Source organism: Streptomyces deccanensis (genome assembly GCF_022385335.1).
GTDB classification, from domain to species: domain Bacteria; phylum Actinomycetota; class Actinomycetes; order Streptomycetales; family Streptomycetaceae; genus Streptomyces; species Streptomyces deccanensis.
Genome location: NZ_CP092431.1, coordinates 993,738 through 1,008,514, shown reverse-complemented (window position 1 = coordinate 1,008,514; position 14,777 = coordinate 993,738). Strand labels below are relative to the sequence as shown.

The 14,777-nt window shown below is 70.3% G+C and carries 14 protein-coding genes; 8 read left to right on the top strand and 6 right to left on the bottom strand.

The genetic code is table 11. From position 1 onward, the window contains the following. The first annotated feature begins 65 nt into the window (after nucleotides 1-65). The 6 genes from L3078_RS04695 to L3078_RS04670 all read left to right on the top strand — a co-directional run bounded on the left by L3078_RS04695 (nucleotide 66) and on the right by L3078_RS04670 (nucleotide 5,956). Nucleotides 66-1,067, top strand: a complete 1,002-nt coding sequence (locus L3078_RS04695; RefSeq protein ID WP_239750996.1) for a GDP-mannose 4,6-dehydratase — start codon at nucleotides 66-68, stop codon at nucleotides 1,065-1,067. A 40-nt stretch (nucleotides 1,068-1,107) separates the two neighbouring features. Beyond that, nucleotides 1,108-1,821, top strand: coding sequence for a nucleotidyltransferase family protein (locus L3078_RS04690; protein ID WP_239750994.1), 714 nt, complete (start codon nucleotides 1,108-1,110; stop codon nucleotides 1,819-1,821). Between the two features lie 7 nt (nucleotides 1,822-1,828). Continuing rightward, complete coding sequence (locus tag L3078_RS04685) at nucleotides 1,829-2,956, top strand: SDR family oxidoreductase (RefSeq protein WP_239750992.1); 1,128 nt, start codon at nucleotides 1,829-1,831, stop codon at nucleotides 2,954-2,956. Further along, nucleotides 2,953-3,615, top strand: coding sequence for a spherulation-specific family 4 protein (locus L3078_RS04680; protein WP_239750989.1), 663 nt, complete (start codon nucleotides 2,953-2,955; stop codon nucleotides 3,613-3,615). Before L3078_RS04685 ends, L3078_RS04680 begins: the two co-directional genes overlap by 4 nt. Next, complete coding sequence (locus tag L3078_RS04675; protein WP_239750986.1) at nucleotides 3,612-4,418, top strand: endo alpha-1,4 polygalactosaminidase; 807 nt, start codon at nucleotides 3,612-3,614, stop codon at nucleotides 4,416-4,418. Before L3078_RS04680 ends, L3078_RS04675 begins: the two co-directional genes overlap by 4 nt. 308 nt (nucleotides 4,419-4,726) lie before the next feature. Further along, on the top strand, nucleotides 4,727-5,956 hold the full coding sequence (locus tag L3078_RS04670; protein WP_239750984.1) for a PP2C family protein-serine/threonine phosphatase: 1,230 nt from the start codon (nucleotides 4,727-4,729) through the stop codon (nucleotides 5,954-5,956). A gap of 6 nt (nucleotides 5,957-5,962) precedes the next feature. On the opposite strand, the gene ligA is transcribed toward L3078_RS04670, so the two are convergent. From ligA to L3078_RS04655, 3 genes are read right to left on the bottom strand one after another with little or no spacing between them, the layout of a single operon-like run. Beyond that, complete coding sequence (gene ligA, locus L3078_RS04665) at nucleotides 5,963-8,056, bottom strand: NAD-dependent DNA ligase LigA (protein ID WP_239750981.1); 2,094 nt, start codon at nucleotides 8,054-8,056, stop codon at nucleotides 5,963-5,965. Between the two features lie 58 nt (nucleotides 8,057-8,114). After that, nucleotides 8,115-8,525: a VOC family protein gene (locus tag L3078_RS04660; RefSeq protein ID WP_217178351.1), complete on the bottom strand. Its 411-nt coding sequence runs from the start codon at nucleotides 8,523-8,525 to the stop codon at nucleotides 8,115-8,117. A gap of 48 nt (nucleotides 8,526-8,573) precedes the next feature. Beyond that, nucleotides 8,574-8,966 (bottom strand): helix-turn-helix domain-containing protein, encoded by a 393-nt coding sequence (locus tag L3078_RS04655; protein WP_239760208.1) that lies wholly within the window; start codon nucleotides 8,964-8,966, stop codon nucleotides 8,574-8,576. A 505-nt stretch (nucleotides 8,967-9,471) separates the two neighbouring features. Between L3078_RS04655 and L3078_RS04650 the strand changes: the two genes are divergently transcribed. Continuing rightward, complete coding sequence (locus L3078_RS04650) at nucleotides 9,472-10,185, top strand: hypothetical protein (RefSeq protein WP_239750978.1); 714 nt, start codon at nucleotides 9,472-9,474, stop codon at nucleotides 10,183-10,185. Nucleotides 10,186-10,275: 90 nt separating this feature from the next. Here the strand turns inward: L3078_RS04650 and L3078_RS04645 are convergent, their stop codons facing one another. Next, nucleotides 10,276-12,015, bottom strand: coding sequence for an AIPR family protein (locus L3078_RS04645; protein ID WP_239750976.1), 1,740 nt, complete (start codon nucleotides 12,013-12,015; stop codon nucleotides 10,276-10,278). Between the two features lie 148 nt (nucleotides 12,016-12,163). Between L3078_RS04645 and L3078_RS04640 the strand changes: the two genes are divergently transcribed. Beyond that, a complete protein-coding gene (locus L3078_RS04640; RefSeq protein WP_239750974.1) occupies nucleotides 12,164-12,598 on the top strand; it encodes a hypothetical protein in 435 nt (144 codons plus the stop codon). Between the two features lie 284 nt (nucleotides 12,599-12,882). Here L3078_RS04640 and L3078_RS04635 read toward each other — a convergent pair whose 3' ends face one another. Both L3078_RS04635 and L3078_RS04630 read right to left on the bottom strand, forming a co-directional pair. Further along, nucleotides 12,883-13,134, bottom strand: coding sequence for a hypothetical protein (locus tag L3078_RS04635; RefSeq protein ID WP_239750972.1), 252 nt, complete (start codon nucleotides 13,132-13,134; stop codon nucleotides 12,883-12,885). Nucleotides 13,135-13,889: 755 nt separating this feature from the next. Then, the gene (locus L3078_RS04630; protein ID WP_239750970.1) at nucleotides 13,890-14,771 is read right to left on the bottom strand and encodes a LysR substrate-binding domain-containing protein; all 882 of its coding nucleotides are present in this window, start codon (nucleotides 14,769-14,771) and stop codon (nucleotides 13,890-13,892) included. Nucleotides 14,772-14,777: the final 6 nt, after the last annotated feature.

Genomic DNA, 14,777 nt, shown 5'->3' with positions numbered 1-14,777 from the left:
CCCCCGACCACCGCACCGCCCCCCACGCGCCACCCCCCACACAACCAACCGGAAGGACACACCAGTTGACCTCCGCACCGCTCGCCGCCGTCACCGGAGCCGAGGGCTTCATCGGCTCCCATCTGACCGAGGCGCTCGTCGCCTCCGGACACCGGGTCCGGGCCATGGCCCAGTACAACTCCTTCTCCTCCTACGGCTGGCTGGAGACCCTGCACCCGGACGTCCTGGACCACGTCGACATCGTCCTCGGCGACGTCCGCGACCCCGGATCGGTCCGCGGCCTCCTCGACGGCGCCGACACCGCCTACCACCTGGCCGCGCTCATCGCGATCCCGTACTCGTACCAGGCACCCCACAGCTACGTGGACACCAACGTCACCGGCACCCTCAACGTCCTGGAGGCCGTCCGAGCCCTCGGCACACCCCGCCTGGTCCACACCTCCACCAGCGAGACCTACGGCACCGCCCGGACCGTGCCGATCACCGAGGACCACCCCATCAACACCCAGTCCCCGTACGCCGCCTCGAAGGCCGGCGGCGACCGGCTCGCCGACAGCTACCACGCGAGCTTCGACACCCCCGTCGTCACCCTGAGACCCTTCAACACCTTCGGGCCCCGCCAGTCGATGCGCGCGGTGATCCCCACCGTCATTGGCCAGGTCGCGGCGGGGGAGCGGACCATCACCCTCGGCGATCTGCGCCCCACCCGGGACTTCACCTTCGTCAAGGACACCGCGCAGGCGTTCCTGACCGTCGGCACCGCACCCGCCGAACAGGTCGTGGGCCGCACCTTCAACGCCGGCACCGGCGGCGAGATCTCCATCGGTGACCTCGTCGCACTGATCGGCAAGGTCATGGACAGCGAACTCGACGTCCGCGAGGACGAGGCCCGTATCCGGCCCGCCAACTCCGAGGTGATGCGGCTCGTCGCGGACGCGAGCCGGCTGACCGCCGCCACCGGCTGGCAGCCCGCCCACACCCTGGAACAAGGCCTCGCGCACACCGTGGAGTTCTTCCGCGACCCGGCCAACCTCGCCCGCTACAAGACCGGCATCTACAACATCTGACTCCCGTCCGGCAGAAGCACATCGACCAAGGAGGAGCACCATGCACGCAGTGATCCTGGCGGGAGGCAAGGGCGTCCGGCTGCGGCCCTACACGACCGCGCTGCCGAAACCGCTCGTCCCCATCGGCGACCAGCACGCCATCCTGGAGATCGTGCTGCGCCAGCTCTCCACGGCCGGCTTCACCCATGTCACCCTCGCCATCGGCCACCTCGGCGAGATCATCCGTGCCTACGTCGGCGACGGCTCCCAGTGGGACCTGACCGTCGACTACGCCCCCGAGGAGAGCCCGCTGGGCACCATGGGGCCGCTGCTCAACCTGCGCGAGAAGCTGCCCGAGTCGTTCCTCGTGATGAACGGCGACATCCTCACCGACCTCGACTACGCCGACGTCCTGCGCCGGCACCGGGAGTCCGGGGCGCCGCTCACCATCGCCACCTACGCCCGCAAGGTCCACATCGACTTCGGTGTCCTGACCACCGACGACAGCAAGGTCGTCGCCTTCACCGAGAAGCCGAGCATGGACTACCGCGTCTCCATGGGCGTCTACGGCGTGTCCCGCTCCACCCTGGAGGGCTACACCCCCGGACTGCCGCTGGGCTTCGACGAGTTGGTCCTCGACCTGATCAGGGCTCAGAACCAGCCGCACGCCTACGACTTCGACGGATACTGGCTGGACATAGGGCGCCCGGACGACTACGACCGGGCCAACGCCGAGTTCACCACCCGCAAGTCGCTTCTGCTCAAGGGAGCCTGAGCACCCCATGCGCATTCTCGTCCTGGGCTTCACCGGCTATCTGGGCACCCAAGTCGTCGAGGGGCTGCGGGCCCTGCCGGGCGCGCTGGTCCTCGGCGGCGGCCGGGCGCCCACCGCCGACCACGCCGTCGACCTCGCCACCGTCCGCCCCGCGGAACTGGCGAAGACGCTGGCGTCGGCCGCGCCCGACACCGTGGTCAACTGCGCGGGCGCGACCGGCGGCGACCCCGTCACCCTCGCCGAGGTCAACGCCCGGGGCCCCGCCGTCCTGTGCGCGGCGCTCCGGGAGGCCGCCCCCGGCGCACGGCTGGTGCACCTGGGCTCGGCCGCCGAGTACGGGCCCGGCGTCCAGGACGTCCGGGTGACCGAGGCGGCGGCCACGCGTCCGCTCGCCCCCTACGGCGCGACCAAGCTCGCGGGCACGGTCGCCGTCACCACGTCCGGCCTGGACGCGGTGGTCCTGCGGGTCGGCAACCCCGTCGGCCCCGGGGCGCCGCCCACCAGCCTCCCCGGCCGTATCGCCGCCCTGCTCCGCACCGCGGGCCGGGACCCCGAGGCCGTTCTCCCACTCGGCGACCTCTCCGCGTACCGCGACTTCGTCGACGTCCGCGACGTCACTCGAGCGGTCGTCCTCGCCGCCACGGCCCCCGGCCCCCTGCCGCCCGTCCTCAATATCTCCGGCGGCCACGCCGTCCCGGTCCGCGAGATGGTCCACCTCCTGACCGACAAGGCGGGCTTCCGAGGACGGATCACGGAGAACGCGACGGGGACGAGGGCGTCGGCGACGAGGGCGTCGGATGCGCGGGCTTCGGGGGACGGGGGCACGGGTGGGGGCGCGGGCCCGGACGCGGTCGCGGCCGGGCGGGGGGCCGGTGGGGACCGGGCGGGCGGGTCGGTCCGGTCGGCGGATGTGTCGTGGCAGTGTTCCGATGTCACCGCCGCCGAGGCGGCCCTCGGCTGGCGGCCGGCCCACAGCCTGGACGACGCGCTCACCGCACTCTGGGAGAGCGGCGGAGGCGGCGGGGGGCACAAGGATGTCGGCGTGCCGAACGGCGGCGGGGAACACAAGGCCGTAGGCGAACCGGAGTGCGCCGGGGAACGCGGGGGCGGCGAGAAAGGTGTCCGTACGCCGTGAGCCTGCTGATCCCGCTGTACGTCCACCCGGCCGAGGACCCGGGCGCCTGGCACCGCCTGATCAGCGCGGCGCCCCGTACCTACGCCGTCGTCCTCAACCCGGCGAACGGCCCCGGCGACGTCCCCGACCCCGCGTTCACCGCGGCGGCCGGGGCGCTGCGCGCGGCCGGGGCCCGGCTGCTCGGCTATGTCGACACCGACTACGGCGTGCGCGACCGCGCCGAGATCGCCGACGACGTACGCCGTCACCAGGAGTGGTACGCGGCCGACGGCTGCTTCCTCGACCAGGTGACCGCCACCCCGGACGGCCTGCCCGCCTGCCGCAGCCTCGTCCGGGCCGTCCGCCGACTGGGCGCCGCCACCGTCGTCCTCAACCCCGGCGTCCACCCGGCCCCGGGGTACGCCCGCCTCGCCGACCTGACCGTCACCTTCGAGGGCCACTGGTCGACGTACGTGTCGGCGTTCAGCAGACCCGCCTGGGCCGAGCGCCACCCGCCCGAGCGGCTCTGCCACCTCGTCTACGGCGTCCCCGAGGCGCTCGTACCGCTCGCCGTGCGCACCGCACACGACCGGGGCGCCGCCGTCTGCGGCCCGGTGACCGGCGAACCGCCCAACCCCTGGGCCCAGTTGACGCCCGCGCTCACCGGGACGGAGCGATGAGGAGGCCGACGTCCGCGTACGTGGCGCTGCTGGCCGCCCTGGTGGCCTCGACCCTCGCGGGCTGCGGCGGCGCCTCCGACCCGGATCCCGGTTCCACGTCCGGGCCGCGTTGGAAACCCCGTCCCGGTCTCGCCTGGCAGTGGCAGCTGGACGGCAGGGTCGACCCCTCGGCGGACGTGCCCGTCTACGACATCGACGGCTTCGAGAACTCCGCGAAGGACGTGGCCCGGCTGCACCGGGACGGCCGCAAGGTCATCTGCTATGTCAACGTCGGCGCCTGGGAGGACTTCCGGCCCGACAAGGCGGACTTCCCGCGCTCCCTCCTCGGCGAGGAGAACGGCTGGGCGGGCGAACGCTGGCTGGACATACGGCAGTTGGACGTCCTGCGGCCCCTGATGGAACGCCGCTTCGACATGTGCCGCGACAAGGGCTTCGACGCGGTGGAGCCCGATCTGGTGGAGGGCTACGCCGACGACACCGGCTTCCCGCTCACCGCACGGGACCAGCTGACCTACAACCGCATGATCGCGGACATCGCCCACGAGCGGGGCCTCGCGGTGGGCCTGAAGAACGACCTGGCGCAGATCCCCGAGCTGCTCGCCGACTTCGACTTCGCGGTCAACGAGGAGTGCGCCCAGTACGACGAATGCGCGCGGCTCTCGCCCTTCATCGAGGCCGGCAAGGCCGTGTTCCACGTGGAGTACACCGAACCAAGGAGCAGCTTCTGCGCGGAGTCCCGCCGGCTGAAGCTCTCGTCGATGGTCAAACGACTGGAGCTGGGCGTGTGGCGACAGCCCTGCTGAGGCGACGCCGTGGCGAGGCCGCCCGGTCTCGCCATGGCGAGACCGGGCGGCGACTCCGACTCCCGTGACGACCTTTTCACCCTGCGTGACCTTGCACGGGCGCCCGGCACGCGGACATTGCCACCGGCCCCTCCCGCGCACCGCCCCCCGACCTCCCCGGCGGATCCCAGCAGGCCCGCGACGCTGTGTTCTCCTCCCCACGACCGTGCGTGACCTGGCTGTTTTCCTGGGGACGGGACCGCGCTCGGGGGGCTCGCGGCTCCTATGGTGGAGATCACAGGCAGGCGACGGACGCTGAGGCGGCGACCATGGCGGATACGGCGATCGACTACGCGGCGGTGTTCCAGGCACTGCCGGGCATGGTGGCGCTGCTGACACCCGAGCTGGTGTACGCGGACGCGAACGAGGAGTTCCTGCGGATGTCGGGCCGCACCCGCGAGCAGGTGATCGGCCGGTACCTCTTCGACGTGTTCCCCGACAACCCCGACGACCCGTCCGCCAACGGGATGCGGAACCTGGCGGCCTCCCTGAACCGCGTGGTGGAGACCGGAGAGCGGGACGCGATGGCGCTGCAGCGCTACGACGTGGAGTCGGCGCAGCAGCCGGGGGAGTGGGAGGAGCGGTACTGGAGCCCCGTGAACGCGCCGATCCTCGGCCCCGACGGGAAGGTGGTCCTGCTGATCCACAAGGTGGAGGAGGTCACCGAACTGATCCGGGCCCGCGAGCGCGCCCCCGGTGACCGCGACCGCGTCATGGAGGCCGAGCTCTACACCCGCGCCCGCGAGCTGCAGGAGGTCAACGAACGGCTGCGCGAGGCGCACGCCCACGAACGGGAGGTCGCGCTCGCCCTGCAGAAGGCGATGCTGCCCGCGCCCAACCCGATCGGACACCATCGCGTCGCCGTCCGCTACCAGCCGGCGACGGACGCGCTGAACGTGTGCGGCGACTGGTACGACCTGGTCGACCTGGAGGGCGTCGACCGCATCGGGATCGCCGTCGGTGACGTGGTCGGTCACGGCCTGGCCGCCGCCTGCGTCATGGGCAAGCTCCGCAGTGCGCTGAGCGCGGCGTCCCTGGTGGCCGACGGCCCCGCCCAGGCGCTGGACGCGCTCGGCCTGTACGCCCGCTCCGTCGACGGCGCCGAGAACACCACCGCCGTGCAGACCTGCGTCGACTGGGACACCCACACCATCACCTACAGCAGCGCCGGCCATCTGCCGCCCGCTCTGCTGTGCCGCGACGGCACGGTCGCCTTCCTCGACGGCGCCACCGACCCGCCGCTCGGCGCCCGACCCGAACACACCCCCCGCCCCGAGGCCACCCTCGACTTCACCGAGGGCGACACGCTGGTCCTCTACACGGACGGTCTGATCGAGCGCCGCGACGAGGACATCGACGTCAGTCTCGGCCGCCTCGCCGAAGCGCTGACCCGTCATCGCCGCTCCACCCCCGAGCTCCTCGCCGACGCCCTCCTCCTCGACCTCCTCCACCACGGCCGCGCCACCGACGACACGGCCCTCGTGATCATTCGGCTGTGAGCGTGATCATTCGGCGGTGAGGAAGTCGGCCACCAGTGCGGCGAACTCGTCCGGGTCGGCCAGGCGGATGCCCAGCGTCTCGGCCTTGGCGCGCTTGGAGCCGGCGTTCTCCCCCGCGACGACCAGGGACGTCTTCTTGGAGACGCTGGAGGAGGCCCGCCCTCCGGCCCGTTCGATGAGTTCGTTCATCTGGTTGCGGCTGAGCTTCTCCAGGACGCCGGTCATCGCGCCCGTGACCACCACGGCCATCCCGGCGAGCGGCCCGCCCACGGCCTCGGAGCCCTCCTCGGCGTCGGCGGGGTTCTCGTCGGCCGGCGCGGGAGGCGTGGCGCCCGGCTCGGTCATGTTCACCCCGGCCGCCACGAGCTTGTCGATGAGCGGGGCCAGTTCGGCGAGCTCGGCCACGATCGACGGGGCCTTCTCGGTGCCGATGCCCTCGACCCGCTGGATCGCCTCGGCGTCCGCCGCCCGGAGGTTGTCCATGGTGGCGAAGTACCGGGCGATACGGCGGGACATGGAACGTCCGGTGCCCCGCACCCCCAGCGCGCACAGCACCCGCGACAACGGCCGCCCCTTGGCCGTGTCCAGCGCGGCGAGGAGATTGTCGGTGCTGGTCTCCCCCATGCGTTCCAGCCCGAGGAGCTGCTCCCGGGTGAGGGTGAACAGATCAGCGAGGTCGGCGACCAGGCCCGCCTCGACGAGCTGGACGACCCGGGTGTGCCCCAGCCCTTCCACATCGAGCTGGTCGCGGCCGACGGCGTAGGACAGGGACGCCACCAGGTGGCAGTTGCGGCCGTTCTCGCAGCGCCAGCGCTGTTCGCCGGTGTCGATGCCGGAGCCGCATCTCGGGCACACCTCGGGGAAGACGATCGGCTGCTCGTCGCCGGTGCGCAGATGGGCGACGGGCGCCTCCACGCGCGGGATCACGTCTCCGGCGCGGTGCACCATGACGTGGTCGCCCAGCCGCAGGTCACGGCGGGTGATGTCGGCCGGGTTGTGCAGGGTGGCGTACGTGATGGTGGAGCCGTCGATCTCGACGGGCTCCAGCACGCCGCGCGGCGCGATGATGCCGGTGCGGCCGACGTTCCACTGCACCTCCAGCAGCCGCGTGATCTTCTCGACGGCGGGCAGCTTGTAGGCGATCGCCCAGCGCGGGGCGCGGGAGCCGGACCCGGCGGCCTGCTGGTCGGCGGCCAGGTCGGCCTTGACGACGATCCCGTCGATCCCGAACGGCAGTTCGGCCCGCAGCTCGGCGATCTCCTTCACCCGGGCGAGGACCTCGTCGACGGAACCGGCGGTGACGCCGGGCACGGCCGTACTCGCGGTGGTGTTGACGCCCAGCTCGGCGGCGCGGGCCATCAGTTCGCTGTGGGCGACTTCGGCGAGCCGGGTGGCGTCGGCGGTCTCCGTGCCCGGGAGGGGCAGCAGCCCGTACCCGAAGAACGTCATCGGCACGGTGTAGGCACGCTCCTTGGCGCGCAGGGTGCCCGCCGCGGCGTTGCGCGGGTTCGCGAACGGCTGCCCGCCGTGCTCGGTGCGTATCTCGTTGGCGTGCTCGAACTGGGCGGTGGTCATGAGGACTTCGCCCCGCACCTCCACCGTCACCGGCTCGGCCAGCTCGCCGGGCAGCCCCTCGATGGTGCCGATGGCGTGCGAGACGTCCTCCCCGGCCGTCCCGTCGCCCCGGGTGATCAACCGCGTGAGCCGTCCCTGGGTGTAGCGCGCGGCGACCGCGAGCCCGTCGAGCTTGGGCTCCACGCTGAACCGCTCCACGTCGTGCCCGATCCGGCGGGCCAGCGACGCCGTCCACGCGGTGAACTCCTCGCCCGAGAACACGTTGTCCAGGCTCAGCATCGCCACCGTGTGCGGCACGTCCCCCTCGACCGCGCCACCGGCGACCTTGCCGGTGGGGGAGTCGGGCAGTATCCCGTCGGGATGCTCGGCCTCCCATGCCGCGATGCCGCGCACGAGCCGGTCGTAGGTGTCGTCGTCCAGCGCCGACGTGCCCCCGGTGTAGTAGGCGGCCGAGGCCCGCACCGCGTCCTCGACGGCCTGTGCGTAGGCGGCGGCATCCACGATCACTGCAGCTGATGTCGTCATGCCCCCATCCTGCCGCCCACCACTGACAATGCCCCCGCGGCCGGGGAGCGACCGGGGCTCAGCCCTTCGGCTGGGTGAAGCGGATGCTGTTGCCGAACGGGTCGCGCAGGCCGCAGTCGATGCCGTAGGGGCGGTCGGTGGGTTCCTCGGTGAACTCGACGCCCTTGCCGAGGAGGGTGTCGTAGGTCTTGCGACAGTCGTCCGTGCTGAAGATGAGGTGGCCGCCCATGGCCCCCTTGGTGAGCAGTTCGCGGACCTGGGCCGCGGTCTCCTCGGAGAGCGCCGGAGGCCCCGGCTTCTCCAGAAGGATCTGGCGCTCCGGACGGCCGGGCACCTGGACGGTCAGCCAGCGCATGAAGCCCAGGTCGACATCGGTGTTGACCTCCAGGCCGAGCTTGCCGACGTAGAAGTCGAGGGCCTCGTCCTGGTCGAGGACGTAGATCTGCGAGTGCGTGATGGCGGTGAACATGGGCCTCACGCTACCGAGCGGACGGGTCGGAAACTTATCCAGAACTGCTCAATCGCTCGGCCGCGTCCACGCCTTCGTGAAACACGTCGGGACGGGCAGCGGCGGCGCCTCCTTGCGGTACTGCCGCGGCGAGGTGCCCACGATGTCGCGGAAGGTGCGGCTGAAGGTCCCCGGGCTGCCGAAGCCCACGTCGAAACAGATGTCCGTCACTCCGCGGTCGGTCTCCCGCAGCAGGAACATCGCCCGTTCGACCCGGCGACGCTGCAGATAGCGGTGGGGCGTCTCCCCGAACGCGGCCCGGAACGTACGGGTGAAGTGCGCCTCGGAGACATGGGCGATCCGGGCCAGCGCGGGCACGTCCAGCGGCTGCGCGTACGCCCGGTCCATGGCGTCCCGGGCCCGCAGCATACGGCGGTTGGACTCTTCGGAAGCTCGGCTCACGGCGCCATCACACCATGCCGCCACTCGGGCGGAGCGGCCGGTCGGCCGAGGCGTGGTCGAGTGGCGGCCAGGTGCGGCGATGATGCCCAGGGCCAGGGAGCGGGATCCGTGGGTGGTGGCCAGGGTACCCAGGTGGTTACGGCTGGTCACGGCGACCATGCAGGTGGAGCCGCCGGGCGGCAGGGGACGGATCTGGTCGAAGTCACGGGCGTTGTCCAGCACGATCAGCATGCGCCGCTCCGCGACGAGCGACCGGACCAGTCCGCACGTGCGCCGATAGAACCCGATGATCCGATCGCGGGTCTCGTCCTCGGCTGCCCACAGATCGCTGCCGTCGGAGTCCCGCCACCGGGGCGGCGGTTCCGGGGAAGGGCGGTTGCAGAGTGAAGAGAGGGACAGCGGGCGGTTCCTGCTCACGTCCGTTGCGCCCCGTAGCCTTTGCGTCTCTCCCCCCCCCGCACCATCGGGTGGAGCGAGCCGACTGCGCCAGGAGATGATCCCGTGCGTGGCTGAAGAGGCAGGTACAGATGCGGACGACGCTGGTGCATGGGCTGAGCGACTGGGTTGGGCGTTCGGACTCATAGCGGAGGATCCGGCTGCGAGAGGTGAAGCGCTCGTCCGTCTGGCGGAGGCCCAGAGGAAGGTCACTGACGCGCTCGCCCGGTCCAATGAGATGTGGCTGCTGACGCGGCCCCTGGGAGCGGACGAGCAGTACCGCGAGCCGGCCTTTCTGCAGGCGCGCCGGAGGCATCAGCAAGCCCAGAGGCGTTCGCTGCCTGATGGGGTGTGGGGTGGTCCTGCGGGCAGGGATCTGGCGACGTGGCCGGGGCTGCCCTATGTGTTGCTCTTCCTGGAGTGGGAGGCGAAGTACCCGCTGGAGTGGACGCAGCATGCGAAGGCGTGGGGCACGAAGCAGCGTCTGATCCGGGAGGTGGCCCGTGCTCGCCACGAGGAGGCGATCAAGGCGAAGCTCACCGACCTGGTCGAGATCGTCGTCCAGCGGGCGTATCGCTGCAAGGATCGCGAATACGTGCGCGTTGCCCGCGCTGTCGACAGCGCTGATCTTCGCGGCAGGCTCGAGCGGGCCGCTGATTCGGACAGTCCGTGGGCCCGGTGCCATGCCGGGTACGTGCTCTGGCTCCTTGACCGCCCTGACCTGCCGAACACCCGTCATGTCTGGCAGACCTGGGTGGCAGGCGAGGCGGCGGCGTTGATGTGACCGACCGACGATGCAGGGAGGTTCCGTCTCATGGAGTGCTCTGCGCCCCGTGACCTGCCTGGAAGACCGTGCCTGCCGACGCATCAGCCACTAACGTTCGATGTGATATCGGCTTTGAGAGATGATGGCCTGGCGGAGTTTGGCGGTGAATTCAGGGGTGCGGGCGATGCGGTCGACACCGCCGGCTTTGCTCTGACGCAGGGCGCTCTTGAAGTTCTGTTCCAGCGTGCCCGTCATACGGGACATGAGGTCGTCGCTGAGGTGCTCGAGGTCGATATTGAGCAAATCCCGCTGGGTGGGCTGCCTCAGCCTGGTCAGGGTGTGGGCAGACATGGCTGCCAGGGGATAGAGCCAGTTCTCCAGGGTTTCCCCCAGCAGTGGGCGGTCTTCTGCGTACTGAGCCAGGAAGGTCCGTAGACGGGTGTGGACGTCGAGGCAGAGGCGGTAGATGTCCAGGTCGTGACGGGGCGAGAAGATCTGGGCGTAATGCTGGTCGTCCAGTAGCAATGCGTCCGAGTGCCGCAGGGCGGTGTGTGGTTCCCGCTGTACGAAGGCGGTGAACTCTCGGGCCAAGCGGGTCATGCTGATGACCCGGTCGAGCGGGAAGCCGAGGTTGCGGTAGTAGCTGGCCCGCCGTTCGTAGTAGTAACCACCTGCGTGGCCCAGGCTTTCCTCGATATCTTTCTGGATGGCTTCGGTGGCTCGCAGGGCGCCCGCCGGCAGCTGTGTCTGGCTGTTCGTGGCTCGGATGATGCGGTCGCGGGCGGTGCCGGACTCGGGTGCGACCACGATCTTGACCAGGAGGGAGCGGTCACGATGTTGGCCGCCGTTTTGGAAGTAGCTGTAGATCTCATGGCTGGTCTGTAGCCCGTTGACGATCTGCGGCTCCTTGACGACGATCCTTTTGCCTGCGATCTGGGCAGCGTCGGCGACTACGGTGACGCCGTTGTTGAACCACCAGAAGTCCTCGCCCGTACCGGACTTGAGCGTCTCGCTGATGGCGTTGTTCACCGCGGTGGACCCGGCGTAGTCACGCACGTTCGATTCGAACAGTTCCAGGCGCAGTGCTTCGTTGTCCGAGGTGATGAAGCGGTAGTACTCGTCCAAGCGGGCCAGGCACACGTACCCCTCGCCGAGCGAGGTGCTCATCGGAGTCTCGGTGAATACCAACTGCGCGACCGCTTTGGCCCCCCGGGCGGTACGTTCACGAAGGTCAGCGGCGTTGAGGTACTCCAGATCTGCCTTGGTGTCCGAGGTGATTTTCGCAAGTTCGCGTCGCAGCCGATCTCCCTTGGCCTTCACGTTGGGGTGCGGCGTCTCGGCGGCTTTGTTGGCGTAGATCACCTTTATGCGGACTTGGGGGAACGATGACGCCAACTCTTCGAGGATATGGAGGAAGCGCCTTGTGCGGTCCAGGAGTTTGGCGTTCGTGTGGGGAGCCAAGTCCTCTTCGTCCCGGCTCATGTCCAACAGTGTCGGCAGATGGAAATGCAGCTTCTCGACCACGGTTTCCTGGTAACCGGTCGACGTCTTCGCTTGCAGGATCACCAATTCGATCTTTCCGGCACGCGAGGGCAGGAACTGATGGGCATCGGCGGTGACGTAGCGCTCGTCGACGAATGTCCAGAGGCCGTCGATGCCGCAGTCGTGGGCCCCGTCGACAATGCCGTCCATGATCTCGTCGTTGTCGAGGTCCCAGTCCTGCAGAGCCTTGTCGGCCGCGAAGAACGTGAAGAAGTCGTCCCTGCTCTTGTCCGGTGCCAGCTTCCGATGCTGGTCCTCCAGGATGCGGTCGAGCAGCCGCTGGTCGTTGTTCTGTACGGACGTCATGCAGCCCTGCCCCCCACCAAAGCGTCAGACCTGGACAACGATGTTGGCAGGCTGATGCGGCTGTGAACAGCCCGCGTACTGGGGAGAGTTGAGGCATGTCCCGAGGAAGCGTGTGAGCTGGAACCTTGCTTGACGGTACGGTCGCCGAGTGGAGCTGGAGCGGTTGAACGGGTGCCCGTTGCACGGGGTCGGTGTGCTTCCTGACTACCTGGTCGGGCGACGCCTTGAGCGGGTGGTCGCGTCGTGGCACCTGTACGGCACGGATGCCCCGGCCGGCCCGCTGGATGTGTGGCTGATCGATAGCGAAGAGGTCGCCACCCACGTGACAGCCGGGTCGGACTGGTGCCTGATCGTGGATTCGTCGGCGCCTTTCGCGGGATACGACATGGCAGAGCTGGGCCGCGTCCAGGTAGCTCCGGTCAGCGGTGAGACTCCGTTCGCGGACCACCTCGGAGAGATGGTCCTTGCGGTACGTGAGGAGGGGGAGCCGGACATCGGGCGGCTCGCGTTGGAACTCACCTTCGACTCCGGTCGTGTCCGGTGCGATACCTGGTCCGGAAATCTCCGCCTGTCCAGCAGGTGATCAGCGCGCCGGAGGCCAGCGGGATCCGTGTGAGGATCTTGCGGCGGCTGGTGTGATCATGGCGTCGCAGCCGCGCTTGCTGCCAGCGGGAGAGTCAGCGGGCAAACAGGCGGCGCCTGGGGGAGCGTTGGGAGCAGACCGGAGTTCGTCTGAGGGCAGCAACTCCCATGTGTCGCCCAGGAGTCGGTCACCCCAAGTACCGCAGCAGCCTCGACTTCGGAGGGCACGGACGACGGCGCTGACTCTCCCGAGACAAGGCCGAACGCTCAGTCAGTGCTCAGTGCTCAGTGCTCAGGGCGCGGCCTGGCCTTGGTGGCGTGGCGGGCGGCCTTGTAGGGCTCGGGCAGGAAGCGGTGTTCGATGGCGGTGCCCTTGGTGGCGGCGTCACCGCCGACGACTTCGGCACGTCCGTTCATCAGGGCGAGGAAGCCCTGGCGGGCGACTTCCTTGCGGCTGTTCTTCTTCATGCCGGGGCCGAAGGCGGTGTTGTTCATGCCGGCGCGGGCGTGGAAGTTGCTGTCGGTGGCTCCGGGCATGAAGCGCAGTCCTCCGATGCCGGCTGGTACGCCCGGTCCATCGCCCACCCCACCACCGTCGGCAAGGACACCTCCCACCCACGACGGGACGGGGCGGGCGAACAAGACCCCCGCCACGCGTAGACCAGCCCCGGCGCCCTGCCCGTCCATGGGGAGGGCATCTCGTGCCTGTCGAACGTGCCGGTCACGGAACGCACGTTGGAGTGGGGCCCTGTGTGCCGGTCGAGTCTGTCGGTCTCCCGGACGCTGAGCGGGCGGGGGGCCGTCACGGCACCGGCGGCGGACCAGGTCCCTACGATCGACGCGGTGCTCACCGGATTCGTCACGGGAGGCATCTCGGTCCCGGCCGAGGACTTCAGCCAGCCAGGACCACCGGGCGGACCGGCTCGGCCACACGATCAAGGCAGCCCTCGAAAAACGTCCGCCACGCCGGACGAGGCCGCCAGACAGTGAGGTCGTGGTCAACCAGAGTGGTGTCACCAAGGTTTGCTCAGCGGCGACGGCGTCGGTCCGTTCGCCGTGGAGACCGTGCGACGCATGGCGTACACCTCAGCCGTGAGCGGCGTCCCGACCGCCGAGTTCGCGGTTTTCGCGGCCTCCCCGCAGACGCGAGTGGCGCCTCACCACCTGGTCGTGCCGTCCTTCAGCCGGTGGCCGGTGGCCGGTGGCCGGTGGCCGGTGGTCGGCGGCCGGCGGCCAGTGGCCAGTGGCGTGCCGAGCGTGTCGGCCGACGGGACGGCATCGGTCCCCGCCTCTCAGATCACCGCCCGGATGATCCCCACCGTGCGCGCCAGGTGCGGCTCGGCGCGGTCCGCGCGGTGGGCGACCGCCAGCTCCACGCGTGCGTCGGCCCCCGCCAGGGGCAGGTAGGTGACGCCGTCGAGTGCCAGCGCCGTGACCGGTTCGGGTACGACGGCGACACCCAGTCCGCCGGCCACGAGCGTGACCAGCGTCGAGGTCTCGCCGACCTCGTGGCGGATGTGCGGCTCCACACCGGCGTCACGCAGCAGGCCCAGGACGACGTCGTACATCACGGACCGGCGGTCGGCGGAGTGCACGATCAGGTCGGCGCCGGCGAGGTCCGCGGCGCGCAGCCGTTTCCGGCGGGAGAGGGGATGCTCGACGGGTACGGCGACGACGAGCCGGTCCCGGCGCAGGGTGTGCACGGTGAGGGAGAGGTCGGCCGCGGGAGGGCGCAGCAGCGCCACATCGATCGCGCCGCTGCGCAACGCGTCGACCTGGTCGGGTGCGAGCATCTCGCCACGGAAGGAGAAGTCGACGCCGGGCAGTTCCTCGGTGAGCCGCCGCGAGAGCGCGGGCAGCAGGCTGTACGTCGCCGAGCCCACGCACCCGATCGCGAGGTGCCCGACCGAACCGGCCGCGACGAGCCGCGCGTGGTGGCCGGCCTCGTCGACGTCGGTGAGGATCGCGCGGGCCCGCTCCAGGTAGGCGCGGCCGGCCTCGGTCACCTCCACGCGCCGTGTCGTGCGGTGCAGCAGCTCGACGCCCAGCTCCGCCTCCAGCTGCCGGATCTGCTGGGAGAGCGGGGGCTGGGCCATGTGGAGCCGCTCGGCGGCACGACCGAAGTGCCGCTCCTCGGCCACCGCCACGAAGTACCGGAGGTGCCGCAGATCCATATGTCG

What these genes read in the sequence shown, in the direction of transcription:
- L3078_RS04690 (WP_239750994.1), top strand. Translation starts at nt 1,108, where the DNA reads ATGCACGCAGTGATCCTGGCGGGAGGCAAGGGCGTCCGGCTGCGGCCC.
- L3078_RS04685 (WP_239750992.1), top strand. Translation starts at nt 1,829, where the DNA reads ATGCGCATTCTCGTCCTGGGCTTCACCGGCTATCTGGGCACCCAAGTC.
- L3078_RS04675 (WP_239750986.1), top strand. Translation starts at nt 3,612, where the DNA reads ATGAGGAGGCCGACGTCCGCGTACGTGGCGCTGCTGGCCGCCCTGGTG.
- L3078_RS04670 (WP_239750984.1), top strand. Translation starts at nt 4,727, where the DNA reads ATGGCGGATACGGCGATCGACTACGCGGCGGTGTTCCAGGCACTGCCG.
- ligA (WP_239750981.1), bottom strand. Translation starts at nt 8,056, where the DNA reads ATGACGACATCAGCTGCAGTGATCGTGGATGCCGCCGCCTACGCACAG.
- L3078_RS04660 (WP_217178351.1), bottom strand. Translation starts at nt 8,525, where the DNA reads ATGTTCACCGCCATCACGCACTCGCAGATCTACGTCCTCGACCAGGAC.
- L3078_RS04645 (WP_239750976.1), bottom strand. Translation starts at nt 12,015, where the DNA reads ATGACGTCCGTACAGAACAACGACCAGCGGCTGCTCGACCGCATCCTG.
- L3078_RS04635 (WP_239750972.1), bottom strand. Translation starts at nt 13,134, where the DNA reads ATGCCCGGAGCCACCGACAGCAACTTCCACGCCCGCGCCGGCATGAAC.
- L3078_RS04630 (WP_239750970.1), bottom strand. Translation starts at nt 14,771, where the DNA reads ATGGATCTGCGGCACCTCCGGTACTTCGTGGCGGTGGCCGAGGAGCGG.